Origin of the sequence: Bacillus sp. NEB1478 (genome assembly GCF_031582965.1) — a bacterium.
Lineage (GTDB): Bacteria > Bacillota > Bacilli > Bacillales > Fictibacillaceae > Fictibacillus.
Genome location: NZ_CP134049.1, coordinates 3,298,307 through 3,324,966, shown reverse-complemented (window position 1 = coordinate 3,324,966; position 26,660 = coordinate 3,298,307). Strand labels below are relative to the sequence as shown.

General features: G+C 37.2%; 33 protein-coding genes. 24 read left to right on the top strand and 9 right to left on the bottom strand.

Annotated features, from left to right (window positions below; genetic code table 11):
* Positions 1-120: 120 nt before the first annotated feature.
* A complete protein-coding gene (locus tag RGB74_RS16765) occupies positions 121-816 on the top strand; it encodes a response regulator transcription factor (RefSeq protein ID WP_310760430.1) in 696 nt (231 codons plus the stop codon).
* A complete protein-coding gene (locus RGB74_RS16760) occupies positions 809-1,879 on the top strand; it encodes a sensor histidine kinase (protein ID WP_310760429.1) in 1,071 nt (356 codons plus the stop codon). Before RGB74_RS16765 ends, RGB74_RS16760 begins: the two co-directional genes overlap by 8 nt.
* A 32-nt stretch (positions 1,880-1,911) precedes the next feature.
* Here the strand turns inward: RGB74_RS16760 and RGB74_RS16755 are convergent, their stop codons facing one another.
* Complete coding sequence (locus RGB74_RS16755) at positions 1,912-2,454, bottom strand: YdhK family protein (RefSeq protein WP_310760428.1); 543 nt, start codon at positions 2,452-2,454, stop codon at positions 1,912-1,914.
* Between the two features lie 214 nt (positions 2,455-2,668).
* Between RGB74_RS16755 and RGB74_RS16750 the strand changes: the two genes are divergently transcribed.
* Positions 2,669-2,842, top strand: coding sequence for a hypothetical protein (locus RGB74_RS16750; protein WP_310760427.1), 174 nt, complete (start codon positions 2,669-2,671; stop codon positions 2,840-2,842).
* A 58-nt stretch (positions 2,843-2,900) separates the two neighbouring features.
* On the opposite strand, the gene RGB74_RS16745 is transcribed toward RGB74_RS16750, so the two are convergent.
* Complete coding sequence (locus RGB74_RS16745; protein WP_310760426.1) at positions 2,901-3,455, bottom strand: helix-turn-helix domain-containing protein; 555 nt, start codon at positions 3,453-3,455, stop codon at positions 2,901-2,903.
* Positions 3,456-3,566: 111 nt separating this feature from the next.
* Between RGB74_RS16745 and RGB74_RS16740 the strand changes: the two genes are divergently transcribed.
* From RGB74_RS16740 to RGB74_RS16705, 8 genes are all read left to right on the top strand, one after another.
* A complete protein-coding gene (locus RGB74_RS16740) occupies positions 3,567-4,151 on the top strand; it encodes a LysE family transporter (protein ID WP_310760425.1) in 585 nt (194 codons plus the stop codon).
* Between the two features lie 472 nt (positions 4,152-4,623).
* Positions 4,624-5,448, top strand: a complete 825-nt coding sequence (locus RGB74_RS16735) for an STAS domain-containing protein (protein WP_310760424.1) — start codon at positions 4,624-4,626, stop codon at positions 5,446-5,448.
* Positions 5,449-5,583: 135 nt separating this feature from the next.
* Positions 5,584-5,964, top strand: a complete 381-nt coding sequence (locus RGB74_RS16730) for an ArsR/SmtB family transcription factor (RefSeq protein WP_310760423.1) — start codon at positions 5,584-5,586, stop codon at positions 5,962-5,964.
* Positions 5,945-8,074, top strand: coding sequence for a heavy metal translocating P-type ATPase (locus RGB74_RS16725; protein ID WP_310760422.1), 2,130 nt, complete (start codon positions 5,945-5,947; stop codon positions 8,072-8,074). The genes RGB74_RS16730 and RGB74_RS16725 overlap by 20 nt, the downstream gene beginning before the upstream one ends.
* A gap of 335 nt (positions 8,075-8,409) precedes the next feature.
* Positions 8,410-8,661 carry a FeoA family protein gene (locus RGB74_RS16720; RefSeq protein WP_310760421.1) on the top strand — a complete coding sequence of 84 codons (252 nt, stop codon included), beginning with the start codon at positions 8,410-8,412 and terminating at the stop codon, positions 8,659-8,661.
* Positions 8,654-9,358, top strand: coding sequence for a FeoB small GTPase domain-containing protein (locus tag RGB74_RS16715; RefSeq protein ID WP_310760420.1), 705 nt, complete (start codon positions 8,654-8,656; stop codon positions 9,356-9,358). The genes RGB74_RS16720 and RGB74_RS16715 overlap by 8 nt, the downstream gene beginning before the upstream one ends.
* Positions 9,348-10,742, top strand: coding sequence for a nucleoside recognition domain-containing protein (locus RGB74_RS16710; RefSeq protein ID WP_310760419.1), 1,395 nt, complete (start codon positions 9,348-9,350; stop codon positions 10,740-10,742). The genes RGB74_RS16715 and RGB74_RS16710 overlap by 11 nt, the downstream gene beginning before the upstream one ends.
* A 356-nt stretch (positions 10,743-11,098) precedes the next feature.
* Positions 11,099-12,025: a cation diffusion facilitator family transporter gene (locus tag RGB74_RS16705; RefSeq protein ID WP_310760418.1), complete on the top strand. Its 927-nt coding sequence runs from the start codon at positions 11,099-11,101 to the stop codon at positions 12,023-12,025.
* A 31-nt stretch (positions 12,026-12,056) separates the two neighbouring features.
* On the opposite strand, the gene RGB74_RS16700 is transcribed toward RGB74_RS16705, so the two are convergent.
* Positions 12,057-12,383: an ArsR/SmtB family transcription factor gene (locus tag RGB74_RS16700; protein ID WP_310760417.1), complete on the bottom strand. Its 327-nt coding sequence runs from the start codon at positions 12,381-12,383 to the stop codon at positions 12,057-12,059.
* Between the two features lie 100 nt (positions 12,384-12,483).
* Here RGB74_RS16700 and RGB74_RS16695 point away from each other — a divergent pair, with 100 nt between their 5' ends.
* The gene (locus RGB74_RS16695) at positions 12,484-12,876 is read left to right on the top strand and encodes a YidH family protein (protein ID WP_310760416.1); all 393 of its coding nucleotides are present in this window, start codon (positions 12,484-12,486) and stop codon (positions 12,874-12,876) included.
* Positions 12,877-12,936: 60 nt separating this feature from the next.
* A complete protein-coding gene (locus tag RGB74_RS16690) occupies positions 12,937-13,383 on the top strand; it encodes a GNAT family N-acetyltransferase (protein WP_310760415.1) in 447 nt (148 codons plus the stop codon).
* Positions 13,384-13,445: 62 nt separating this feature from the next.
* Here the strand turns inward: RGB74_RS16690 and RGB74_RS16685 are convergent, their stop codons facing one another.
* Entirely contained in the window at positions 13,446-13,775 is a 330-nt protein-coding gene (locus RGB74_RS16685; protein WP_310760414.1) for a four-helix bundle copper-binding protein, read from the bottom strand.
* 172 nt (positions 13,776-13,947) lie between these two features.
* On the opposite strand from RGB74_RS16685, the gene RGB74_RS16680 reads away from it, so the two are divergent.
* From RGB74_RS16680 to RGB74_RS16650, 7 genes are all read left to right on the top strand, one after another.
* Positions 13,948-15,456 carry an FTR1 family iron permease gene (locus RGB74_RS16680; protein WP_396135986.1) on the top strand — a complete coding sequence of 503 codons (1,509 nt, stop codon included), beginning with the start codon at positions 13,948-13,950 and terminating at the stop codon, positions 15,454-15,456.
* Positions 15,446-15,841 carry a hypothetical protein gene (locus tag RGB74_RS16675; RefSeq protein WP_310760413.1) on the top strand — a complete coding sequence of 132 codons (396 nt, stop codon included), beginning with the start codon at positions 15,446-15,448 and terminating at the stop codon, positions 15,839-15,841. The genes RGB74_RS16680 and RGB74_RS16675 overlap by 11 nt, the downstream gene beginning before the upstream one ends.
* Positions 15,842-16,002: 161 nt before the next feature.
* Positions 16,003-16,332 (top strand): ArsR/SmtB family transcription factor, encoded by a 330-nt coding sequence (locus RGB74_RS16670; protein WP_310760412.1) that lies wholly within the window; start codon positions 16,003-16,005, stop codon positions 16,330-16,332.
* 99 nt (positions 16,333-16,431) lie between these two features.
* Entirely contained in the window at positions 16,432-16,623 is a 192-nt protein-coding gene (locus RGB74_RS16665) for a hypothetical protein (RefSeq protein ID WP_310760411.1), read from the top strand.
* Between the two features lie 18 nt (positions 16,624-16,641).
* Positions 16,642-17,508, top strand: a complete 867-nt coding sequence (locus RGB74_RS16660) for a permease (RefSeq protein WP_310760410.1) — start codon at positions 16,642-16,644, stop codon at positions 17,506-17,508.
* A gap of 30 nt (positions 17,509-17,538) precedes the next feature.
* Complete coding sequence (locus RGB74_RS16655) at positions 17,539-17,676, top strand: hypothetical protein (protein ID WP_310760409.1); 138 nt, start codon at positions 17,539-17,541, stop codon at positions 17,674-17,676.
* 107 nt (positions 17,677-17,783) lie between these two features.
* A complete protein-coding gene (locus RGB74_RS16650; RefSeq protein WP_310760408.1) occupies positions 17,784-18,872 on the top strand; it encodes a M42 family metallopeptidase in 1,089 nt (362 codons plus the stop codon).
* Positions 18,873-19,112: 240 nt separating this feature from the next.
* On the opposite strand, the gene RGB74_RS16645 is transcribed toward RGB74_RS16650, so the two are convergent.
* Complete coding sequence (locus tag RGB74_RS16645; RefSeq protein ID WP_310760407.1) at positions 19,113-19,397, bottom strand: hypothetical protein; 285 nt, start codon at positions 19,395-19,397, stop codon at positions 19,113-19,115.
* Positions 19,398-19,536: 139 nt separating this feature from the next.
* Between RGB74_RS16645 and RGB74_RS16640 the strand changes: the two genes are divergently transcribed.
* On the top strand, positions 19,537-20,790 hold the full coding sequence (locus RGB74_RS16640; RefSeq protein WP_310760406.1) for an ATP-binding protein: 1,254 nt from the start codon (positions 19,537-19,539) through the stop codon (positions 20,788-20,790).
* Positions 20,791-20,826: 36 nt separating this feature from the next.
* On the opposite strand, the gene RGB74_RS16635 is transcribed toward RGB74_RS16640, so the two are convergent.
* Complete coding sequence (locus RGB74_RS16635; RefSeq protein ID WP_310760405.1) at positions 20,827-21,186, bottom strand: SET domain-containing protein; 360 nt, start codon at positions 21,184-21,186, stop codon at positions 20,827-20,829.
* 86 nt (positions 21,187-21,272) lie between these two features.
* Between RGB74_RS16635 and RGB74_RS16630 the strand changes: the two genes are divergently transcribed.
* The gene (locus tag RGB74_RS16630; protein ID WP_310760404.1) at positions 21,273-21,563 is read left to right on the top strand and encodes a hypothetical protein; all 291 of its coding nucleotides are present in this window, start codon (positions 21,273-21,275) and stop codon (positions 21,561-21,563) included.
* 65 nt (positions 21,564-21,628) lie between these two features.
* On the opposite strand, the gene RGB74_RS16625 is transcribed toward RGB74_RS16630, so the two are convergent.
* Genes RGB74_RS16625 through RGB74_RS16615 form a run of 3 tightly spaced genes read right to left on the bottom strand, consistent with a single transcriptional unit; the run spans position 21,629 to position 24,059 of the window.
* Positions 21,629-22,207, bottom strand: a complete 579-nt coding sequence (locus RGB74_RS16625; protein ID WP_310760403.1) for a 5' nucleotidase, NT5C type — start codon at positions 22,205-22,207, stop codon at positions 21,629-21,631.
* Positions 22,208-22,219: 12 nt separating this feature from the next.
* Entirely contained in the window at positions 22,220-23,311 is a 1,092-nt protein-coding gene (gene ribD / locus RGB74_RS16620; RefSeq protein ID WP_310760402.1) for a bifunctional diaminohydroxyphosphoribosylaminopyrimidine deaminase/5-amino-6-(5-phosphoribosylamino)uracil reductase RibD, read from the bottom strand.
* A complete protein-coding gene (locus tag RGB74_RS16615; protein WP_310760401.1) occupies positions 23,304-24,059 on the bottom strand; it encodes a GTP cyclohydrolase II in 756 nt (251 codons plus the stop codon). The genes ribD and RGB74_RS16615 overlap by 8 nt, the downstream gene beginning before the upstream one ends.
* Before the next feature lie 219 nt (positions 24,060-24,278).
* Here RGB74_RS16615 and RGB74_RS16610 point away from each other — a divergent pair, with 219 nt between their 5' ends.
* On the top strand, positions 24,279-25,772 hold the full coding sequence (locus tag RGB74_RS16610) for a glycosyl hydrolase family 18 protein (protein WP_310760400.1): 1,494 nt from the start codon (positions 24,279-24,281) through the stop codon (positions 25,770-25,772).
* 268 nt (positions 25,773-26,040) lie between these two features.
* Positions 26,041-26,559, top strand: coding sequence for a DinB family protein (locus tag RGB74_RS16605; protein ID WP_310760399.1), 519 nt, complete (start codon positions 26,041-26,043; stop codon positions 26,557-26,559).
* Positions 26,560-26,660 lie beyond the last annotated feature (101 nt).

Genomic DNA, 26,660 nt, shown 5'->3' with positions numbered 1-26,660 from the left:
ATATATGAATTATCTTCCAAGAGCTGTTATGATACGGCTCTCTTTTGTTTCTTTGAATACTTGTTTCGTTATAATAAATGTAATGAAGCTATTCAAGAAAGAATTTGGAGGAGTTAGAAAGTGAAAACCATTTTAATCATTGATGATGAACCGAAACTTTTGGAAGTAGTCTCCTCTTATATTAGAAATGAAGGATTTTCAGCAATAGAAGCATCAAATGGAAAAGAAGCATTGCAATATATTCAAAATGAAACGATTGATCTTGTCGTACTCGATCTCATGTTGCCTGATGTGAGCGGCGAAGAAATCTGTCAAAGAATCAGACAAGAATCTGCTATACCGATTCTAATGCTAACAGCAAAGGTAGCGGAAGAAGATCGGATTAAAGGATTATCTCTAGGTGCTGATGACTATTTGGTTAAACCATTCAGTCCCCGTGAACTTGTTTTGCGTGTAAAAACGATTTTGCGCCGTTCAAGTGATGGTGAATTGTTAGCTGAACAAATAACATACAACAATGGTGAACTAAAAATTGCTGCAAACAAACAAGAGGTTTTTGCAGGTGGGGAATTGATCAATTTAACCCCTAATGAATACAAGATTTTGCTTACCTTTGCAAGACATCCTAACCGAATTTTTTCAAGGGACGATCTGATCGAGAAAATATTAGGCTTTGATTATGAAGGCGGTACTAGAACGATTGATCAGCACGTCAAAAATCTTCGGCATAAACTTGAAATAGACCCAAAGCATCCAAAGTATATTGTTACCGTCTTTGGTATAGGGTATAAGTTTACAGGTGGGTCTTATGTTTAAAGGGCTGCATGCAAGACTTTCTATTGTATTTATTTTGGCAGCGTCATCTATTCTTGTAATCGCAGGGCTCATTATCATGATTGAGGTTCATCATCACTTTATGATGTTCCAAAAAGATGTGCCTGAATTCAAAGGTATCCGTACGTTAACTATTCACTTTGAAAGGGCATTGCTCGGTTCAATACTTTGGACATCAATTGGTGCAATTATTTTAGTTTGTATTATCAGCTTCTTTGTTGCCAGAAATTTATCCAAACCGCTTGTCGAGATGAGAAAAGCTGCTGAAAAAATGGCAAGCGGAGAGCTAGGCGTAAGAGTAAAAACGATAGGGAATGATGAGTTAAACGAACTTGGTTATTCTCTAAATCAGTTAGCTTCAAAACTTCAATTACAAGAAACCTCTAGAAAAACGATGACATCCGACATTGCCCATGAACTTAGAACACCTCTTGCGACAATTAAAAGTCACTTAGAAGCCTTTGAGGATGGTATATTTAAGCCAACCGATGAGAGGATTCACTCGCTTAAAGAAGAAATTGACCGTCTTATTCTTTTGGTACAAGACCTAGAACATCTAACAGCAATGGAATCACCTCAATTCGTACTTGATCGAAAACGAGTAAATTTGAGTGAAATCATGAGTAAAAGTATGGATACGATATCTAGTTCATACATACAAAAAGGTGTAAAACTTGAAAGAGAATATCGTTCTTTTATTGAAATAAATCTTGATGCAAAACGTATCACTCAGGTTTTTATAAATCTTTTCAGTAATGCATTGAAATACACACCAGCTGGTGGAAAAGTAGTTGTTTCAGCGGCAGAAGAAAAAGATTCTCTCTTAATAAGTGTTAAAGATACCGGAACTGGATTTCCTAAAGAAGATGTTAAACAAGTGTTTGAACGATTTTATAGAAGTGAGAAATCAAGAAACAGAGATTTTGGAGGAAGCGGAATAGGTTTGGCCATAGTTAAAAAAATTATTGAAGCTCATGAGGGACATATTTGGATAGAAAGCGAACTTGGGATGGGAACAATAGTATATATTCGTCTTATGAAATAGGAAAAAGCCTCCTTGTTGGAGACTTTTTTAGTTTATTCTGGTGATAATTCACCTTCAGTAACCCATTTATGATTTGTTACTTTTTTGCCTCCTGCTGAAGGCTTATAATCTACCATGTAAACTGTTGTTTTTTCAGCAGATACGATTTCAGCGGTAGCTCCTTTCATACCTTTCATATGATCCGCAATGAGTGTAACCTCTGTTCCTGCTTTTAAAGTTTTATCTCCAGGATTCTTAATTTCTTCTTGAATAACCCACTTGTGATTCTTTACTTTTTTTCCGCCGGTCGTTGGAGTGTATGTTACAACATAAGCAGTAGTATCGTAGGCTCCGGAAATAGTTGCCTTAGCGCCTTTCATACCTTTCATATGATCTGCATTAATAACAGCTTTGCTGCCAATTTCATACTTTGGATTTTTAGCTTCTTTTAAATCCTTTGGAACTTCACCTGAGTTTGAGTGGTCCATACTTTCATGATTCATACTTTCGTTTTTATCATTATCATTCGCACATGCACCTAATGTTAGTGAGATTGCTAGTATTATTGTTCCGAACAAATAGTTTTTATTTTTCATAAGTTTTCCTCCTTCTAATAATTAAACATCACTATATTCCCTGTAAAGTTTTAAATAGTACATTGTTTTTTAATAGCATCCATTCTTAGTGATGGTTTTATTCTATTGTAGGAGGCAGTTATGAAGAAGTTGTGAAGAAAACGAAATGATGGGTATATGAAAAGCTCTTTATGTAAATGAATGTTAGTAGTTCATACAAAAGGGAGGTTTTGATATGGAAGTAACCATGAGTTCAGAAGAGGTTTTGTTGGAAATTCAGAATTTGAGTGCCAGTGGTAAAAACTTAAACAAGAAAATGGTGAAAAAATCACATCCTCATCTAATGCGGAATGCTCTCCACTATTTTCCGAGCTGGGACTATGCCATTGAACGAAGCATTACGGGATAAAATTGAATTAAACAAATGTTTAAAGCACTCCGGAAAAGAGGAGTGCTTTTTGTTTTTATTAAGATGGATAATACAAAATCATGCTTAAACGTGTTAATGTTTTTCCTGAATTATGATACGTATGCGGCCTGTCTGCTTTGAATCGGATGGAATCTCCGCTGTTTACGGTGTATTCATTATTATTCACGCGTACTGTCAGTTCTCCTTCATAAACGGTAACAAACTCTTCTGTTCCCTCTCTATGGGAATCTGCACTTAAGTACCCGCCTTTTTCAATTTCAACGGAGTACACTTCAAAACGCCGATCATCAGCGAAAGGGAAGTTAGGATAGACCCGATACTTTCCATTGTCTTCAGTTAATGGTTGAATATCACTTCTTAAGATAATTTTTGTATCTTCTTGTGGATTATTAATTAATGAAGTAAATGATACTTTTAAACCGTTTGCTATTTTCCAAATCGTCGTAATCGTGGGGCTGGATTCGCCTCTTTCGATTTGTCCGATCATCGTTTTGCTCACGCCTGTCAATTCTGCAACCTTTTCCAGACTTAATTTTTTGCTTTCTCTAAAGGCTTTTAAATTTTTGGCAATGATAAGATGGATTTCCTCCATAGAAAACACTCCTTAATCATTTACAATATAACGACCGTTTTGTACAATAAACAGTAAATCGTTATAGTGTTCATGTTAGACATTATAACATACAACAGGGAGGGATTTCCTATGCCAGTCATTTCGTTTTTGTTATATGTTTTTATTACTAGCTTCACACCGGGACCCAACAATATCATGTCTATGTTATTTGCTAACAAATACGGATTGAAGAGAACGATCCGTTTTTGTTTAGGTGTAGGGGCTGGATTCTTTGTTATCATCTTATTAAGCAGCTATTTCAATCTATTGCTTAAAAATTTCATTCCTAAGATTGAATTCTTTATGACTATACTAGGGGCTATTTATATGCTGTATCTTGCTGTGAAAATAATGACCAGCAAAAATAGTGCAAATAGTGAAGATGGGAGCAAGTATAATAGCTTTTTGGCAGGTATGCTTTTGCAATTTGTGAATCCAAAAGGAATCCTGTACGGCATTACTGTTGTAGGGACTTTTATTCTCCCTTACCACCAATCAAATTACAGTTTCGTATTTTTTGCCTTATTCCTGGCATTCATAGGTTTTACAAGTACTTTTTGCTGGAGTCTGTTTGGCTCTGTTTTTCAAAAGTTTTTATCAAAATATAGAAATCAGTTTAATATTATAATGGCTTTGTTATTAGTTTATAGCGCCGTTTCTATTCTTGTTGAGTAACAAAAAAATTGAGCAAGTGCTTAAAAAATGCACTGTTTTCTTGATAAACAAAAAGGCAGTCTGTTAATTGACTGCCTTTTGGTCATCCCACTAAATTAATGTGATGTAGTTTTATTAGCTGATTTTGGAGCTAATGCTGTAAACCCAACATATGCTCACCAACTTTTTAAAGTAATCGATTCGCTGCGTTTACTAGGGGTTAAGACTGCTCTCTCTGATGTGGCACAAACAGTCACCGGATCTAGGTGTTGATTTTCAGAGAATCCTCACTTTTGGAACATTGAAGCAAGCAATCAAAATACTCCAAAGTAAGCTTAAACAATTGTTTAAATCTTAAAGAGGGAATCAATGGAAAAAAATATCCGTTCACTGCTAATTTTTATTAATTTATTTCACAGTTTAGGCAGTTACTGGTTTTTTAATGGTACAATGGTTAGGAACTATATCATTAAAATGCGGAGTGTGAAGAAAAGTGAACTCGACATTAACGGTTGCAAATTACCTTAAAGAAAATTCTATATCTCTGGCAAATGAAATCGTTGATGAAATAATAAAAAAGTTTGGCTTTGAAGTTAGCCAGGAAGATATCGATCAAGCAAAAAAAGTATATGTTGAATTCTTTGAGTTTCTTGGTGAATCCATAAATTGTACGGAGGGTTCAGTACCCGAAGAACTCATTGCCTGGAGCCGCGAAAACGGAGAAAAGACAGCGGCTAAACATAGCCGGATTTCAGACATCCTTATTCGATATCCCGAGACACGCATGGTTTTTGCTGACTTTATTTTAGACATCAGCCTCAAGCAAGGATTGGATACGGAAGGTGTAGTCTTAATTCTTAAGCGTGTCCATCAAATGCTGGATGTTAGCATCAATGAAACGGTGCTTGCTTTTGAGCGTCGATCTGAAGAGATTTTATCTAATACAAGAAAAGAACTAAAAGAATTATCAACGCCAATCGTACCGATTCAAGATGGACTAGCAGTACTTCCGTTAATCGGATCCATTGATGCGGAACGAGCAGAACATCTTATGAATTACGTTCTGCCGAAAATTCCAGCTCTGGATATTGATTGCTTAATTATGGATTTTTCAGGTATTGTGACAATAGATACTGAGGTTGCCGCTCACATTTTTAATGTGTACGAAGTCCTTGGATTGTTAGGAATAAAAGTGTTAGTAACCGGTATCCGTTCTGAATTAGCTATAAGAGCCGTTTCAGAAGGAATCAATTTCTCTTCATTAAAGACATTTGCTAATGTAAAACAGGCTATAGAGAGCATTAGATCTTATAGTTAATTATCATATAATTTGAGACCTCCAGCAGTAATTAGGCTGGGGGTTTTTTTGCATCGTTTATTGACATATTCTCGTTTTACTTCATATACTAATATTCAAATGAATGTTTGAATGTTCATGAATGAGGTGTTATATATGAAGAAACATGATATATGTGAAGTGACATGTTTTGATGAAGAAAAAGTGAATCGATTAAAAGGAAATATTGATAAAAAGAACACACTAAAGGTAGCGGATCTGTTTAAGGCACTATCTGATGACACGAGATTGAAAATTGCCTATGCCCTTACCCTTGAAAAAGAATTGTGTGTTTGCGATGTGGCTAATATAGTGGGCAGTACTACAGCCACAGCTTCCCATCACTTAAGACATTTAAGAAATATGGGACTGACAAAATACCGCAAAGAAGGTAAGCTCGTTTTCTATTCTCTAGATGATGAACATGTTGTGCAACTGGTTGAGCTGGCTGTTACACACCAAGAGGAGGTGGAACACCGTGGAGAAAGCATTAAGTAAAGAAGAATCTAAAACCATATATCGTGTGTCGGGATTCACTTGAGCAGGATGCGCCAAAAAGTTCGAAACGAACGTTAAACACCTGGATGGTGTTTCTGATGCTAGTGTAAATTTTGGAGCGTTAAAACTTACGGTATTCGGCAAGACGACGATTAAAGAAATAGAAAAAGCGGGCTCATTTGAGAATATTAAGGTTGTTCCTGAAAAAGAAGAGTTCGAAGTAAATGATGAGCCTTTTTATAAAAAGCATGCACTGATCCTGACTGCAGCTGTTTTTCTTATCATAGGCTGGCTGACAGGTGAAATGTATGGGGAAAGTTCTTTATCATCTATCATTCCATATGCTTTATCCATTGTTGTTGGAGGTTACCGTCTCTTCATAACTGGATTTAAAAATCTAGTTAGATTCGATTTTGATATGCGGACACTGATGACGATCGCCATTATCGGGGCTTCTCTTATTGGAGAATGGGGAGAAGGCGCAATGGTTGTAATACTTTTTGCAATCTCAGAGGCTTTAGAGTCTTATTCCATGGATAAAGCAAGGCAATCCATTCGGTCCTTGATGGATATTGCACCAAAAGAAGCATTGATTAGACGCGGACATCACGAGCATATGATCAGTGTGAACGACATTCAAATCGGCGATATTATGATCGTGAAGCCTGGACAGAAGATCGCGATGGATGGACGCGTTGTTAAAGGAATCTCGACAGTAAACCAGGCTGCTATTACAGGAGAATCTATTCCTGTTACGAAAGAGCAGGCTGACGAAGTGTTTGCTGGAACATTGAATGAAGAAGGGCTGTTAGAGATTGAAGTCACGAAACGAGTGGATGATACGACAATAGCCAAGATCATTCACCTTGTGGAAGAAGCTCAAGCAGAACGAGCACCTTCACAAGCATTCGTAGACCGTTTTGCAAAACATTATACGCCGGCTATTATTTTAGTCGCTCTTTTAGTAGCTGTTATTCCACCGATTTTTGATGGAGATTGGCAAAAGTGGATCTATCAGGGATTGGCCGCTTTAGTTGTTGGCTGTCCATGTGCACTTGTGATTTCTACACCAGTGTCAATAGTAACGGCAATCGGTAATGCAGCACGGAATGGTGTATTGATTAAAGGTGGTATTCATTTAGAAGAGCTAGGATCAATTAAAGCAATCGCTTTTGATAAAACGGGCACACTCACTAAAGGAATTCCTGTAGTAACAAACCTTGAAGTGGATGGAAACGAAACAGAAGTTTTCGCTTTAATAGCAGCTTTAGAAAAAGCTTCTCAGCACCCTTTAGCCTCAGCTATTGTTAAAAAAGCTGAAGCATTAGGATGTTCATACTACCATTTGCAGGTTGAAAATTTCACTTCAGTAACAGGCAAAGGGATTAAAGGCAGCATTAACAATGAAGAGTATTATGTTGGCAGTCCTTTATGGTTTAAAGAGAGATCAGTACAAGAAATAGATAAGTATGGGGTAAAAGTAAAGCAATTGCAGAATGAAGGCAAAACAGTAATGCTTTTCGGGAATGGAGAGCGCGTATTAGCACTTATCGCAGTTGCTGATGAAGTACGGGATTCGAGCGTTGAAGTTATTAAACAACTTCATGCTCAAGGAATACAAAAAACAATCATGCTCACCGGTGATAATAAAGGTACAGCTGATGCCATCGGGAAAGCTGTTGGTGTTACGGAAATCCAAGCTGAACTCTTGCCACATGAAAAGCTGGATAAAATTAAAACACTTCGCAATACGTATGACAAAGTGGCTATGGTTGGCGACGGAGTGAATGATGCTCCAGCACTGGCTGCCGCAAACGTCGGAGTAGCAATGGGTGGAGCGGGTACTGATACCGCACTTGAAACAGCTGATATTGCCCTGATGGCGGACGATTTAGGAAAGCTTCCTTTTACAGTGAAGCTTTCAAGAAAAGCACTGGCGATTATTAAACAGAACATTACGTTCTCATTAGGCATCAAGCTGCTGGCACTGCTTTTAGTCGTTCCTGGCTGGCTTACATTGTGGATTGCGATATTCGCTGACATGGGTGCAACATTGATCGTGACGCTAAACAGCTTAAGGCTTTTAGCGGTTAAGGATAAAAAAGAATAAAGTGATGTAAAGGATAGTCCAAAAGATGTTGTTAAAACATAGCTTTTGGGCTATTTTTTTTTATTGCTAAAATCTCGATGTTCAATTAAATTTGAACATCTTTTTGTTGGATTTTTTAATAAATTATGGTGCTTGATTTCAAAAGTGTGAAGCCTAATCGTGAAGAGAGCACATTTATAAGCTTTTCACGAATGTTTACTTCACGACGTAAAATACGGTTGGGCGATTAAAAAAAAGTAAATTTTATAAGAAACTATTTGACAAAAGCTGAATAGACTCATACTATGATATTAAAAGTTGCCTTAGGGAAACAAATGGGACGGGAGGAAAAACTAATGGACGGAGCTAAAAAAGTACGGTTATTAGATAGCAAGGTCGGCAGCTTCATCCGTATTACCTCTATGAATATAGATGGTGTGATGAGGAGGAGATTACTGGACCTAGGTTTTGTACCGGGGGCTATTGTGGAAGTGATTAGAAAAAGCCCATTGGGAGATCCAATGGCTTTTCGAGTAAGCCAGACTACGATCGCATTGCGAAAAGAAGAAAGCATGAGGATTGAAGGGGAGTTGATTAACCATGAGTAATTCTTTTACCATTGCTTTAGCAGGCAACCCGAACACAGGGAAAAGTACACTGTTTAATGCATTAACTGGATTAAAACAACATACAGGTAACTGGGCGGGGAAAACGGTAGCGCTTGCTGAAGGAATTGTGGAACACAAAGGTAAAACATTGCGGATGATTGACCTTCCTGGAACGTATTCACTTTTTTCTAACTCATCTGATGAAGAAGTCGCAAGAAACTATATTGTTTTTGAAAAACCAGATGTCACACTTGTCGTGCTGGATGCAACATCCCTTGAGAGAAATTTGAACTTGGCGCTTCAAGTACTGGAAATGACAACGAACGTGATCGTTTGCATCAATTTGATTGATGAAGCGGATAAGCAAGGAATTGTAATCAATGAAAAAGCCTTAACGAGACGTTTAGGCGTACCCGTAATCAAAATTTCGGCGAGAAACAGAACGGGATTTGCGATGCTTTTAGATACAATTGATCGAATCGTAACTGGAAAAGTTGTTTGTGAGCCAGAGAAAATTACGTATGATGAAGAAATTGAAAAAAAGATCAGACAGATTGAACCACTCGTTCGTGAATATATTGGGGATTCCATTTCATCAAGATGGGTTGCCCTACGGTTATTGGACGGGGATGAGTCATTATTTCATCAGATGGAAAAACGATATTCGGGTGAAGGAGGTGTGAGTAATGCAAAATGAATTATCAAAAGAACATAGTAGTTTTGAAAATTTGTATGCATATGCTCAAGAGATTTCTGACACTGGACTGCGGGATAATATCGTTCAGAATCTTTATAAAAGGAGCCAGCAGCTGTGTGAAGCGACAGTCACTCACACGAAAACGGATCGTGATAAGCGAACAGAAAAATTAGATGCTATATTCACATCACCGATCTTCGGGTTTCCTATTATGCTTATCATGCTTGGCATCGTGTTTTACCTTACGATTGCAGGAGCAAACGTACCATCATCAATGCTTGCTGAATTTTTCGGATGGCTTGAAAATCATATAACGGCTTTTTTCACGTATGTTCACTCGCCGGATTGGCTGCATGGCATTTTAGTGCTCGGGCTTTATCGAGGTACGACATGGGTAATCAGTGTTATGCTTCCACCGATGGCAATTTTCTTTCCAACGTTTGCGTTGCTTGAAAACTATGGATATCTTCCACGTGTGGCGTTTAATATGGACCGGATTTTTAAAAGTGTGGGAGCTCACGGTAAGCAATCATTAACGATGGCGATGGGATTTGGCTGTAATGCAGCAGCAATGCTTTCGTCCCGAATAATTGAATCACCTCGTGAAAGAATGCTTGCGATTTTAACGAACAACTTTGTTCCTTGTAATGGGCGATGGGGTACATTGATTGTTCTTGCTTCGCTTTTCATGGCTTCGGGTTTCACAGGCGGTACAAAATCACTCGTGACAACAGCGGTCATCGTCGGAATAGTGATGGTGGGAATCATCGTTACATTCATCGTGTCATGGGTTCTGTCAAAAACAGCACTTAAAGGTGTACCGACCCATTACACGTTGGAGCTGCCTCCTTATAGACGTCCTAAATTTTTTGATACTGTTGTCCGTTCTTCATTAACAAAATCCTTAGCAGTTCTTAACAGAGCGATTAAGGTAGCGGCACCAGCTGCAATTTTAACATGGGTTATTGCCAACATTTATATTGGCGATACAAGTATCATGATGTATATCGTTAACTTCTTAGATCCTTTCGGAAAAATGTTAGGGCTGGACGGTTTTATTTTAATGGCGTTCTTAATTGGTTTGCCAGCAAATGAAATAGTGTTACCGATCTTGTTGATGGGTTACCTTTCTACAGGGTCTCTAACAGAGGTTGATAATTTAGTGGATCTCAAGAAAATCTTCCTTGAACATGGATGGACGTGGCTGACTGCGTTAAATATGATGCTGTTTTCACTGCTGCACTTCCCATGTGGAACTACACTAGTAAATATCTATAAAGAAACGAAAAGTAAAAAATGGACATTTTTATCATTTGCGATTCCTACCGTTATAGCGATCGCTGTAACTTTCACAATCGCTCAAATCGTATATATGATTCGTTAATATGAACGAAGAGGCTGAACCAAAAACTTGGTTCAGCCTCTTTTGCGGATTAAATGGGGAGCGCGTGTTGAAACATGCAGAATTATGCAGAAAGACTTAATTATTTAATATTAGACTTAATTCATTTCAAATTAGACTTAATCATCCACCTGATAAGAAAACCTATTTAAAAGCAGAGAAACCCGATCTCATTACAGTTCGGGTTCCTTTCAGTCATTATTTGGTTGAAATTTCACGTTTGTGCTTATTCTATTAATGGGAAAAAGCCTTACATATTTGTTTGCATGAAAAGATTGTATCTGACATAATATATATGAGCATATATTCATATAAAGGTTATAAGAGGTGAGTAATCAATGGGACATTCTCATGAACACGTCCATAATCATAGCCATGGACATCATCACCACGGAAGTAATAACAAGGCAGCTTTAAAATGGTCTTTCTTTTTAATCGCAGTCTTTATGATTGTTGAAGTAGTTGGCGGATTATTAACGAATAGTCTGGCTCTCTTATCAGATGCAGGGCATATGCTGAGTGATGCGGCTGCACTGGGGTTAAGCTTTTTAGCTTTAACGTATGGACAGCGAAAAGCTACTCATTCCAAAACTTTTGGTTACAAACGGTTTGAAATATTAGCGGCATTTTTAAACGGGCTAACACTTCTCATTATTTCACTTTATATCTTTTGGGAAGCTTATCAGCGTCTGATGAACCCTCCCGAAGTTGTGAGTAAGGGGATGCTCATTATTTCATTCATTGGTTTGGCAGTGAACATCGCTGCGGCTTATATATTAATGAAAGGCGATAAGGACGAAAATTTAAACGTAAGAAGTGCATTTCTGCATGTGCTGGGTGATATGCTGGGATCAGTTGGGGCAATCATTGCTGCATTACTCATAATGTTTTTGGGATGGAGTATAGCAGACCCGATTGCGAGTATTATCGTGGCTATTTTAATCATTATAAGTGCCTTTCGAGTAACAAAAGAGTCATTTCATATTTTGATGGAAGGCTCACCTCTAAATATTGATGTGGCAAAAGTAAGAGAGGCATTGATGGGGCTTCCTGAAGTAAAAGATGTTCATGACCTTCACGTATGGTCGATTACTTCTGACTTTCCAGCACTTAGCTGTCATATCGTAAAGGAATCCGATACTAATTATCAAACCGTACTGAAAGCTGCAAATAAATTATTGCATGATCAATTCCACATTGAACATACAACGATACAAATTGATGAAGCAGAGATCGGATGTCAAAAAGAAGAGCATTGCAATTAAAAAACGAATCGATTTTTGATTCGTTTTTTTTTTACGTATGTTTGGCATGATTTATACTTTGTTTAAGCAAGTCTATTACGTGTTCATCGTCTGTAGAATAATACATCGTTGTGCCTTCTCTGCGGAATTTTACTAATCTAACATTTTTTAAAAAACGCAATTGATGAGATACTGTTGATTGTAAGAGTGACAGTGTATCAGCGATTTCATTAACAGAATGCTCACCTTGGAGCAATAAGTTTAATATGCGGAGACGGGTAGGGTCTGATAGCGCTTTGAAACATTGAGCTACCATAAAAAGCGTTTCTTCATCCAGGTCATTAAAGGTATTCTTTTCAATCTGTTGAATTTCTTTCATGGTAACACCTCTATATCGTTATCTTACATTCATTATATGAGATTAAAAACGGCAAGACAACGGATTCGAAATGGATACAATCTAGACGGAGGTCATTCTTATGTTCGTACAAAAAGAAAATCAAACAATAGACTCAAAATATATTCAGCAGCATTTAGCAAACGAACGAACCTATCTGGCATGGATTCGTACAGCGATTGCAATCGTAGGTATAGGTTTTGTTATCGTTAATCTTCACTTTACTTTACAAGACAAATTATCTCATACCGCTGACCTAATTGCGATTACGGTAGGTGCACTGGCATTTTTATTAGGTACATCCACCATAATTCTTTCGTCTTATGAATATATGAGAAAAAGATATCAAATCAATCAGCAAACATTTCATGCAGCAAAGAATCTCATTTTAATACTATCGGCTTCACTCGTGGTAAGCTTAATTGTGATGGGGATCTTGTTTATGATCTATTTAATCAATAACGTGGGTTCATAAGGAAATGGAAGTAAAAGAAAAAAATATATAGATTTTATTTTATTGATTGGAGACAAAGAAATGAATTTACGATTTAAAATAGCATCAGAAACGGAAATAGAAGAAATTTACGAGTTAGCCGGTGAAAACCGCAGGGAAGCTACAGATCACGATTCAGATGACAATAGGCAAAAAATGATTGAAGCTTATGAGCATTCGGCTAAATATAATGCTTATTTTGTCTGTCTCATGGAAGAAGATACATTGCTTGGATGGGTTCAAATTGATAAAGCATTTGATTACCTTACGGGAGATGAAATTGGCTGGGTCAATGATTTGTTTGTGAAAAAACCTTACAGAGGGAAAGGGTACTCCAAATTATTAATGGAAGAAGCTTTAAAAGAATTTAGAAAAAATGGATATAGTGATGTAAGGCTAAACGTTTATACTCATAATCAGAAGGCAATGAGTTTGTATGAGAGAATGGGATTTAAAGATGTTAATAAATTTATGAAAATATCTTTATAGATTTTTATGTGATAGAAGAGCTTGAGGGTAAAGTGCCTCAGGCTCTTTCTGTTTTTCTGTTATTAACTAGCCATTTGGCGACATACATCGGCACATCGTAAACAGGCTTCAGCACATTGCTGACAATGTTCGTGATTATGCTTTTTGCACTCTTTGCCACAAGCTTCACAAATGTCTGCACAAAGCTGGCAGACTTCTTTTGAAAAGGGACTGTTTCGTGACATAGCTGTCGCGGCATAGCTGCACACTTCTGCACATTCGCGATCCAAGCGGATACATTCAGCCATCATTTTTACATCATCTTCTTTTAAGCAAGCATCAAAACAGTGGTTACAAGCTTTCATACATGCTAGGCATTCATCGATACATTCTAGATATTGTTCATGAGACATAACAATAATTACCTCCTTTTTATTCATATGTAATGTAACCTCAAATTAATGTATTTAAACAATTGTTTAAAATTGTAATTGACAATCATTATCAGTAATATTATACTCTGAATGGGTAAATGAAAATGATTTTCATTATCTTTAAAGAACCTTGTGAAAAGAGGAGATCGTTTTGATAAAGAAGGCTCAAATCTTTCTTGTAATTTTTCTGTTTGGACTAATCATATCTCCTTTACATAGCTTTGCTGATAATAAGGCAACGGAGGATATGACTGAAGCAAATAAATTAGTATCACAATCTCTCCAATTATCGAAACAAGGTGATTTGGATGGAGCTGCTAAAACGTTTAAAAAATTTTCGAGCACATGGCTATCGATAGAAGATGGTGTTAAAGACCAATCCACAACCGCTTACAAAGATATTGAAGATGCGATGGGTCAAGTACAATTCTCTTTTGCTCAACAGCCAGTTAAAAATGAAAATGTAACTAATGGATTAACATTACTGATGCAGACAAACCAAAAGTTCATTGATGGTAAATTTCCTGCAACGGATGAAGAAAAGAGCACTCATAATCAAAAGATAAATGTTGCGAGCCTCGTAACTCTGCTAGATCATTCCTTAGATAAAATTGATGAGAATGATGTAGAGGGGGCAAAAGCAGATATTGAGCAGTTTAGAAAATCATGGCTGGAAGTTGAAGGGTCAGTTTTGACACAATCATCAAAGGTGTATTCTGATGCAGAGAGTGATATGGTCACATCCTATGCTCTTCTCTCATCAAACAAAATAAATGAGGCAGAGAAAAAGATTCAGGAGATGCGTGATTATCTAGCACCTCTGGCAATGAAATCGAGCTATAACATGATGGATGCCGTAACCATATTATTACGTGAAGGTTTAGAAGCTTTACTCGTTATCGTGGCGTTGTTAGGTTTCTTGAAGAAGTCTGGACACGAAGATAAGAAGCAATGGATTTGGATGGGTGTCGGATCAGGTGTCGGAGTAAGCATTATTTTAGGTGTTATCGTGAATCTGATGTTCTCAGCAGGAACGTTTGGAAGCAATAACTTTTTAATTGCAGGCTGGACGGGGGTTTTTGCTGCCGCAATGCTTTTATATATGAGCTATTGGCTGCACAGTAAATCAAGTGTTGCTGAATGGCAAAGATATATACGTACTAAAAGTACAACAGCATTAAATACAGGAAGTTTATTTTCACTTGCCGCATTGTCGTTTCTGGCGGTTTTCCGAGAAGGTACGGAAACTGTTCTGTTTTTTATAGGGATGGCAAATTCCATTGAAACGTCTTCTCTTTTAACCGGAATAGGGCTAGGGGTCTTAATTCTTATCATTCTGTCTTACTTCATCTTGAAGGTAGGGTTGAGAATTCCAATGCGTCCGTTTTTCTTAGTATCAAGTGTTTTAATGTTTTATTTATGCTTTAAATTTGCTGGAATGGGAATTCATGGATTGCAGCTGGCAGGGCTGTTGCCAGTAACACAAATTGATTCTTTGCCAGCGATTGAATTTTTGGCATTCTATCCAACGGTGCAAAGTATTGTTCCACAGGCATTCCTTCTAATCGTGGCAATTATTGCAGCAGTACTTAACCAAAAGAAAGATATTAAATTAAAAATTCAACTTAGAAAACAGGGGGAACTTCACAATGCAAACTAAAAAATTTATCGTACCCATTTTATTAGGAGCATCTCTACTATTATCTGCATGTGGAACTAAGGATAATGAAGAATCAACTTCAACGAAAGAAATGACGATTGCTGATGGAGCAAAAGAAATGAAGCAAACGTTAAAAGATTTGGATTCACAGCTTGAGGCAAAAGATGCTGACAAAGTTGAGAAGTCTGGCGAGAAATTAGAAGAAACATGGGAAGAATTTGAAGATGGTGTGAAAGAAAAAGATGCTGACCTTTATGAGCAGGTAGAAACTCCTTTACACACGATTGAAGCGGGAGCTAAATCTGAACCATTGGATACAGCTACACTATCAAAAGCATCAGAAGAGTTAAATAAAGTATTATCAGATGTTGAAAAGCTTAAATAGTTTTATTGAAACCAAAGGATGCTTGTTCATTCTTTGGTTTTTTTTGTTAAGTATGGCTTAAAGATTATAATATCAATTTTTTTTGATTTAATAGTTGCGAAAAGAAAATTTTGGTATATACTGAAGATACATCAAATAATATTGATGTAAGGAGTGGTAACATGAATAAAGAATTCCCTTTATTAAATGAAACGAATACGAACGTAGACTTTGAAAAATATGAACAAAAGTTTAAGGCGCTGGCAGACCAACAAAGACTCCAGATTATTCATATCCTTGCTACAAAAGGAAGTGTTTGTGTCTGTGATCTCACACCTTTAATTGATATGCCGCAGTCGAAGCTTTCTTATCATCTGAAAATATTGCTGGATGCTGAGCTTGTTAATAAAGAAAAAAGAGGAACCTGGAATTACTATTCGTTAAATCTAGAAGGTGTAAAGGCCATTTTATCTGACCAGCTATGCTGTGTTTTTTTACCTTCATGCAGTTAAAAGTGGAGTACTATAAGTATTTCGCTTCGAGTAAAACATCAATTTTTTTTGATGAATAAATCAAATTATTTTGATGTAATTTTAAAGGAGGAATAGTAAATGAATATTTATTACTTAGAAAAAATGATGGAACACACTCAAAAGGAGCTGTCTAAAGTATCAGTGGAAGCTTGGAAAAGAAAAAATGGGGAGAAGAGAATCTCAGTTTTCTATTCAGCTTTCAAAAAAATTAGTTCTTTTAAAGGAATGAAAAAATCAACGGATCAATGTAAAACGATTTGCTGTTCATAATTAGAGGAGGAAAAAATTATGTGGGCTGAAACATTTAAAAGTTTTTTAAGTATCGCCATCGAGCTTACCGTTTTGTTTGTTGTGATCTCTTTTGTAGTCAATCTTGTGCAAGCTTATATTCCATATGAAAAGGTGGAGAAGTATTTAAGCGGCAGGAATAAAGGGGTTGCCGCAGCATTTGCACTTCTTTTTGCATTCGTAACGCCATTTTGCTCATGTTCCACAATACCAGTTGTCGTTAACATGCTGAAGAAAAGAATGCCATTTTCTATTGTTATGATTTTCTTGTTTTCTTCTCCAGTTCTTGATCCGACAATTATTACGATTATGGGAGTCGTTTTAGGGTGGAAGGTGACGATTATTTATACCATTATCACAGCTGTTTTCTCAGTTATTATCGGATTTGCACTCGAAGCATTTGGATTCGAAAAGTTTGTAAAAAACGTGGTGATGAAGGGTTACGAGGAAGAAACGAAATCCTTCAATGTAAAAGCAGCATTAAAAGAAACATTAGCTTTAATGAAAAGTGTTTACCCTTACTTAATCATTGGTGCATTAATTGGATCTGTCATTCATGGAGTTGTACCAACTCATTGGATCGCTGCAACATTTGGAAGTGACAAATGGTGGATTGTCCCTATTGCAGCTATCGTTGGAATTCCGTTGTATATTCGTTTATCCAGCATGATTCCAATATCTCAAGTTCTGATTGCGAAAGGGATGGCTCTAGGTCCAGTCATGGCACTCATCATTAGTTCAGCAGGAGCTAGTTTACCAGAAGTCATTTTGTTAAAATCTATTTTTCAAAAGGAACTCGTACTAACTTTTGTACTTTCAGTGATCACGATGTCTACTGTTTCTGGTTTCATTTTTTATCTCGTATAAATATCTTTTCAGTGAAAGGAGGTGATGATCATGAGTATTGTAAAAATCCTCTTAGGAAACAAAAATGAAGATGGATGTTGCGGAGTAGAAATCATTGAAGTAAATAGCAATGATGAATCTTGCTGTGAAAATGAGAAGAAGAGCGAAAAAGCTCCTTGCTGTCCTTAAGAATAAAGTAAAATACGGTAAGCAGCTCCATAACGCGGAGCTGCTATTTTTATTTGGTGCATTAAAACACATTCAAACTCTCATACTAACAAAGTAGGAGGGATATTATGGATAAAGATTTAACACTTTTAAAAGAGTTAACAGAGACGTATGGTCCATCAGGATTTGAAGCAAGAGTACATAAATTGGTTCGGGACCGTTTATCTGAAAGTACGTCTGACATTGAAACAGACCAATTAGGCGGTGTTGTTGGAAGGATTGGTTCTCAAGGGCCGAAGATTTTAATAGCTGGCCACTTGGACGAAGTAGGACTTATGGTCACCCACATCACAAAAGATGGGTTCCTTCGTTTCTTGCCTTTAGGCGGATGGTGGGGTCATGTAATGTTGGCACAGCGAGTAAAAGTAATCACACGAAATGGTGATTTAACGGGAGTAATTGGATCCAAAGCACCGCATGTTCTTTCCTTTGAAGAAAGAAAGAATGTGCTAGAAACGGATAAAATGTTTATTGATATTGGAGCGACAAGCCGAGAGGAAGCAGAAAGTTTTGGCGTTCAAGTAGGAGATCCAATCTCTCCTGTTTGTCCATTTGAGGTTATGCCAAATCCTAAAATGCTGTTAGGAAAAGCTTTTGACAATCGGGCAGGCTGTTACGTTGCAATTAAGACACTCGAGAAGCTTAAAGAGGAAGAGACCCTTCCTAATATTTTATATGCCGGAGCTACTGTACAAGAAGAAGTAGGTCTCCGTGGTGCACAGACATTAGCCAACACGATTAAACCTGATATAGCATTTGCTTTGGATGTAGGGGTTGCAGCGGATACTCCAGGTATGTCTCAACAAGAAGGAGCCTCAGAGTTAGGAAATGGTCCTTTACTAGGATTCTTTGATGCAACGATGATCCCGCATCCGAAGTTAAGGGATTTTGTTGTAGGAATTGCCAAACAGCATCGTATTCCGTTCCAAATTGATATCATGACAGGCGGGGGGACAGATGCAGGTAAGTTTCACCTTGCATATGGAGGAATTCCAACACTTGTATTAAGTGTGCCGTCCAGGTATATCCATAGCCATGTTTCTATGGTCAATAGAGATGATTTAGATCATGCGGTAAAGCTGCTTACAGAATGTATTAAAATGCTTGATCAAGAGACAGTAAATCGTATAAAAGAGATGAATGGCAGCATTCATTAAGAGGGAAAGGCAAAAAAAGAGAGCTGAGGAGCTCTCTTTTTCTTATGGTGGTCCGATTTTATAGTGCCTTTTTAAGTAATCCCGCAAATTTGAAGCATAATCTCGCGAAAATTTGGATAATCTCGCAGATTTAACCCATAATCTCGCGGATTTTTAAATATACCCGCGAGTCGACAGGATGTGCCATTAAACGACAGCCCTCCATCAAGGTTTCTAAAGAACGATAGGAGCGCATCTGAATTATTTCGCTTTTTCATTTAAGTAAGTAATGAATCCATCGCGGTGACCTTTATGATCAATGATTTTCCGAACATAGTACGGATCTTTTAATAATCCCTTTTGTTTATCAAGCAAAATCCATTCTTTAAACTCTTTATCTTTTAAAAGCTCGTTATACCAGTCTTCTTGATCTAGTTCTTTCCATAGATCTTCAATTTCAGGGTCTTTTTTTCCTAGAACATACTTTTGAAACAATTCTATAAAAAGACCGACTACTAAAGCACATAGAAAGATAAATGTCATCATGTTAAGTACCTCCAGCTTAATAAAAGATAACAAATAATTCTATTAAATAGCAATAAGGAATGTTTATATAAAAAGATGTTGTTATCCTTTTGCACTAAATGTAAAATTTTTATAATAGGTCTTATGGAGGGTGAACGTATTGGAAATAACGAAACATTTATTGTTCAACCTGTCTTTATTAATGCTGTTTATTTTTGTATGTATTGTCTGGTCAATAAAGAAAAAAGAATCACAAATTTCCAAGACGGCTACGGTTGTCTGCGGGATTGCTGCAGTATGGACTTGTATCGCTTTTGCTTATGAATTAACGGATAATACGCGTTTTGATTTAAGAGAAGTACCTGTTATTATTGGTGGATTATACGTAGGAATAGGTCCGATATTGGCGATTGCTTCTATTATCATAAGAGGGTTTTACGGAATAGACTTTGGTTTTATCATAAATGTATTTATATATGGTCCTCTAGGGTTGCTGTTATGGTGGATTTACCCCAGGTTCTGGAAACGATCTTCTAAGTGCAGAGTAATGATCTCAATCGGAATTACTTTACTATCAAGCATAGCGACGATTACGGTTATGGAAATCGTGAAATTAGAGCAGAATCATTTGGATCCATTGTTTGCTTTCTTATTCATTCCGCCGCTAAGTATGCTTGTTATTTCTTGTACGATTGAATTTGTACGGTCTGATTTACATATGAGACAGCAACTATTCAAATCTGAAAAGCTTGCTGCAGTAGAACAAATGGGAGCTGCTATATCACATGAAATTAGAAATCCCCTTACCGTTTCAAAAGGGTTTGTCCAATTACTAGAAAAAGGTTCAATTCCTCCAGATAAACAGAAAGAGTACTTGAATTTAATAAAAGAAGGACTTGATTCAGCAGAAAAAGTCATCCAAGATTATTTAACCTTCTCAAAACCAACAATTGATTCCATGGAAGAACTAAACATCCAGCACGAATTAAGTCAGATTATCTCCTTTCTTATTCCGACAGCAAATCAGCATTCAGTTCTCATTTCCGCTCAATTCATCCCTTCCATATATGTATTAGGAGATGGGCAAAAATTTAGCCAATGCTTACTAAATGTAATCAAGAATGGAATAGAATCTATGCCTGATGGCGGAACTCTGTACATTTCAATGATCAGAAAAGAAAATAAAGTAATGATAGAAATCAAAGATACTGGAGTCGGGATGACAAAAGAACAATTGAGTAAATTAGGGGAACCCTATTATTCAACAAAAGGTGCAAATGGAACAGGACTCGGGATGATGGTTGCTTTTAGTGTAATACGGGCTATGAAAGGAACTGTCCAGGTTAAAAGTGAGGTTGGAAAAGGAACAAGCTTTTCTTTTCAGTTTCCCGTGTACGATTTTACGAATATATAAAAAAACAGCACCATGGAGTGCTGTTTTTTTATGTTTCTAGGTAACTTCAAACCATAAAGAATCTTGATCATCTGGGTCTCCATTATAATTAACGAAGATTTCATCACCTGCTTTTATGTTTTTATGCGCGTAAAAATCTACCGTTTGTTTTTTAAAGTTATTTTCAAATCGAGCGTTGGGTTTATACGAATGGTTAAACAACGAACCAAATCCTAATGCTATGGCAACCCCTTCACCCCAATTAAAATAATAATTTCGAAGCGCCGTCATTTTAAGTCGTTTGTATTGATCTTCTGGGCATACAATGACAGGAGCTTCATGAAACAATACGCCTTTTCGAATATTTATTGTCGCAAAAACACCTCTGCCATAACGTGATTTTCTAACATCTAGCAACTGAAGAGCACCGCCATTCTTATTAAGTAAAACGATAAAAACCCCAACCTATCTTTTATGATTGGGGTAGAAGGCTTATTTAGAAAATGACTCAGCATTTACCCTTATGTTTACCACTTGAAGAAGAGCAAGAAGAGCTTGATGAACTTTCGTGTTTACCCTTGTCTTTTTTACCCTTACCTTTGCCTTTACCCTTACCCTTGCCTTTACCACTTGAAGAAGAACTTGATGAACTTTCGTGTTTGCATTTGCCTTTACCACTTGAAGAAGAGCTTGAAGAACATGAACTTGATGAACTCTCATGTTTTTTTTCTTTCGACATATTCCAACACTCCTTTATACAATGTAAAACATCATATGAAAGTTTAAGTAAATAAGTTAATGATAAAAGCCTATTTTTTTATTTGAAAGATAAAGAAAAAACAGCACTTGTGGAGTGCTGTTACTTTTTTTCTTCTGTTTTCTTCATAATCTCTTTTAACTCTGACCAATTCGTTAGCCTCGGCATATCCACATGCTGATTATAGGATTGGTCTCGTACGTACAACTGAACAGATTCACTTGTGAGTGTTTCTAATACATTCGGTTTATCATCAAAATAGAAGTCTAAATTCAACTCTTTAATCGTGTGTATCTTTTCTTCATCTTTCATCCCGCAAAAAAACCTGCCTTCTTGGACAGGGAATCCTGCTTCTTCTACCCATTGCTTCGTGCGTTCACAATGTTCTGCAGGTCTCGCAGTAATGTAGTAAATTTCATGGCCTTGCTTATCGAGCTCCTGCAAGATTTCTAGAGCGTCCGGGTATAGGGGGCAGTCTGTGAAGTAGATTTCTTCCATCGAGTCACGCCACATTTGATTTCCCTCTGTTGCTGTTAAACCAAATGCTTCATGGATCTCCAGCGTTTTAATTTTATGAAATATATCCAAAGGGACTTCTTGTTTTAAATTTTTGTTGTATATCGAAAATGCATGCTGTCTTAAATTAATGAGTGTGTCATCGATATCAAATCCAAATTTCATCATTAAAACCTCTTATCTTGTATATTTTGGGTACCCTGTAAATTTGAAATCAGGACCGATTGGGGTTACCGTCATTTTCGTAAGTTCAATGGCATCTGCCATTTTGTCGATTCCAGTGCCACCAAAGAATGATGGAGATTCTTTACCGCCAATTAATTTTGGAGCCACGTATAAAATCACTTTATCAATTAATCCTTCTTCAAAAAAAGAAGCATTTATTGTTCCGCCGCCCTCGATCATCAAGGAAGAAACTAAGTTTTCACCTAGGATTTCAACTACATCTTCCGGGTTCACTTGAGTACTCCCAGTAATAAAGACTTTTATCCCAAAAGCCTCTAATTGTTCTTTTTTAGTGACATCGCAGTTTTCGGCAGTGAAAATCCAGGTTTCTGCTTTACGGTCCGTTACTAGCTTTGCGTTCAGCGGAATTCTTAAAGTTGAGTCTAAAACGACTCGGATCGGGTTGCGGCCATTTGGAATTCTTGTTGTGAGTTCAGGATCATCGTGTAAAACAGTGTTCACTCCAACTAAAATTGCAGCATTCTCATTTCTTAGCTTATGAACGTCCAGCCGTGCTTCTTCAGAAGTAATCCACTTGCTGTTATTTGTATGGCTTGCTACTTTGCCATCAAGAGTGATACCAGACTTAAGCGTAACAAAAGGAACCTTTTCAACAATAAACTTATTAAAAACTTCGTTCATTTGCTTTGATTCTTTTTCAAGAATACCAGATTCCACTTCAATCCCTGCATCTCTTAAAATTTTCACGCCATTTCCGGCAACAAGAGGGTTTGGGTCTAATGTGGCAATAACCACTTTTTTGATGCCGGCTTCAACAATTGCAACAGCACACGGTCCTGTACGTCCATGGTGAGAACATGGCTCCAGTGTTACAAAGATTGTTCCGCCTTTGGCTTTATCTCCGGCCATTCGAATGGCATGAATTTCAGCGTGCGGCTCACCAGCTTTTAGATGCGCCCCAACACCAACGATACGATTATCATTAACGATCACGGCGCCTACCAGCGGATTGGGATCAGTCTGACCTTTCATTGCTAAAGCATTGTCTAAAGCAAGCTGCATGTAAAATTCATGATTACTCATTCGTAAAAACCCCATCTTCTTGAATGTGTCCCGAACGATTAATCTTTGTTTGAAGATACTTCTCGTTGAATTCTGAAATATCTCCCCAAATTGGTGTTCTTCCCGCAACAGGAAGACCAGACTTTTTAAGGGCTTCTAGTTTTTTCGGATTGTTCGTAATAAGTGTAACCGGTTTTGAGCGAAGCGCTTTTAATACTTCAATGGCATCACCGTAGTTTCTGGAGTCATCCACGAAACCTAAGCTTTCATTCGCTTCAACTGTATCCTGTCCATTTTCTTGAAGAAGATAAGCCATTGCTTTACTGAAAAGACCGATGCCTCTTCCTTCATGATTGGCTAAGTAGAACAAAGCTCCTGTACCGTGTTCCACAATCATTTGCATGGATTGTTTCAGCTGGTAGCCGCAATCACAGCGTTTACTGCCAAAAATATCGCCTGTATGGCAAATAGAGTGCATACGGATCAGAGCATCTTCATTATATTCGAAATCCCCGTACACTAATACGCTGGATTGCTGATATTCAGCGAGATTCGCGGAAGAAAGGCGCTCGATCACTTCCTCAAAATTATCTGTCTGATCACAGCCTTGAAGCCAGCAATACCATTGGAAAACAACGGTTTCTCCATATAGATTAACTGGAAGACGAATCGGTCCAACTAAATAAATGGCACCTTCATCTTTTTTGATTAATTTTATTTTATCTTCCAATACCGAAAGGATTTTTTCCTTAAGTGCATTTTGTGTCATAATGTCGTGCTCCTTTAAAATTGATCTGCTCTCCTTATTGTAAACCAGAAAGAATAAATGATAGTAGAAAAAAGCATTGCACACCAAACTTTACCACTCACAGGTGCTGTCGATTTGCTGTAATTTGGATTTCCAATAAGTACCTGTATAAGTTTCCTGCAGACAGATTGTAATCTATTTAAGTATTAGTATCGTTACGTTAATCTGGGGGCAGAGGCTGTGAATAGGTTTGTATTAATTTTAACAATAAATTTTATAGGCACTGTCTGTTTTTCAAATATGGCAAATGCAGCGGGTAATATTGCAGTTGGAGCAATATCAACTGATAAAACGATTATTTATAAAACACCAAAATCAAATGCAGAAGTTGTTACAAAGGTAATGAAAAGTGATGAATTTCCTATCATTAAACATAAGGCAAGTCCTCCTGTTTCTCAAACGCATTATGTAGCGATGGGGGAAACGTTTTATCTTATTGCAAAGCACTATGGTGTAACTGTAAGTGAGTTACAGCGAACGAATAAAATTTTGGGAACACGATTATATGTCGGGCAGCCATTAGTTATTCCGCAAGATACGGCTTATCATCGTGTGAAACGGTCTGATTCACTATGGAAGATTTCGAGACAATATAATGTTTCAATGGATAGGTTAATAAAATACAATTATTTAAATGCGATTGTTCTAAAGGCAGGAGAAGAATTAAAAATTCCTGAGGGTTTTTATAAACTTCAGCTATTGAGCGGAAAATCGGGCTGGGTTAAGAGTTCAGAAATTGAAGTGGAGGAACTAAACCGTTTTAATCTGGGCTGGAAATATAACGGGACAACAGGTTCGTACACAAAGCAGCTTAACATCTCAGGATTAGATGTGGTCTCGCCAAGATGGTACACGTTAAGCGATACAAATATGGTGAATATTTCTGAAGATAGGCGCTATGCAAGTGCTGCTAATAAAGCAGGGAAGAAGGTATGGCCCCTTTTTGGAAACAAGTTTGATCCAGAATTGACTGATGCGATTCTTTCAGATTCTGTGAAACGCAAAAAAGTAATTGATTTGATAACAAAATCACTAGTGCTTACAAAAAGTCAGGGTATTAATGTAGACTTTGAAAATATCGATCCTAAGAATAAACAAGATTACGTTGTATTTATTCAGGAACTCAAACAATCGCTTAATTCTTATGACATTGCCGTTTCTGTTGATGTGAGCAGAGAAAATGCAGATCCATTTTGGTCAGGAAGCCTTGATAGAGCTGCCCTTGGAAAGGCAGCTGATTATATTATTATGATGGGATATGATGAGCATTGGGCAACCAGTCAAAAGGCAGGTTCTGTTGCGTCTATTCCATGGACACGTGAAGGCATAGAGCTGTTAATGAAGGAAGTACCTGCACATAAAATCATTCTTGGTGTTCCTTTTTATACCCGTGAATGGATAACTAATTCATCAGGTCAAGTAAGAAGCATCGATCGGACAATATTAGAAACAGAAAAGCTTATAAAAGAAAAAGGACTCAGAAATAAATGGGATCCACAAACTTTACAAAACTATGTAGAATTTTATGAAAATGCTGAAAAGCATCAGATTTGGATTGAGGATAAGAAATCAATGCAATATCGCTATGATCTAGTAAAAGAATTTCATCTAAGGGGAACAGCGGCCTGGTATGTCGGCGGTGGACCTGAGGACATTTGGCAGATACTCAAATAATAAAGAAAAGAAGCTAGCCTGAACGATAGGCTAGCTTTTTTAGAACAATTTACTTAATAGGATCGTGCATATAATCCTACAATCGGATGAACACATGCAATAATGGAGAAGGTGGATCAGGGCGAGTCCAACTACCATCCCAGCTAGAACATCATTTCTTCGTTTTTTATAACAGTTTAATCTTTCACAGAAGATGAGAGGAAATGAATTGAAGGGATTATCTATTAAAAAGCGAATTACAAAAACAAACTAAAAAGAGGTGGTAAACATGGAGAATATGCCTTCTGCTTACGAATACGCAGATTATTATGCTTCGTATGTGAAATTAGTGCCTGAAGGAAATATGGCAGAGATTTTAGAAAAGCAAATGAAAGAAACTGTGATGATGTTAAGCGCTTTGACAGATCATAAAAGTGAACATCGGTATGCGCCGGGCAAGTGGAGTATAAAAGAAGTGATCGGCCATGTTACGGATACTGAGCGGATAATGAGCTACAGACTCCTCTGCATTGCTAGGGGAGAAACAGTATCATTGCCGGGTTATGATGAAAACAAATATGTGGAAGTAGCGAATTTTGATAATCTGACTTTAAAAGAACTGCTGGATCATTTTGCCTGTGTTCGACAATCCACCATTCATTTACTAAAAAGTTTAAGTGAAGAGAATTTAATGCGAAAAGGCACTGCCAATAATACGGAAGTGTCAGCACGTGCGCTCCTTACGATTATTGCAGGACATGAATTACATCACCGAAACATTATACAAGAGAGGTATCTTTCAGAGTAGTTTAGTTTTGTAATCCGGTTTGAATGTTGTCGATTGTTGTCGGCTCGTGGTTATATGCAAAATAACGTGGAATTATTGAAAATAACGTGTAATTATTTCGA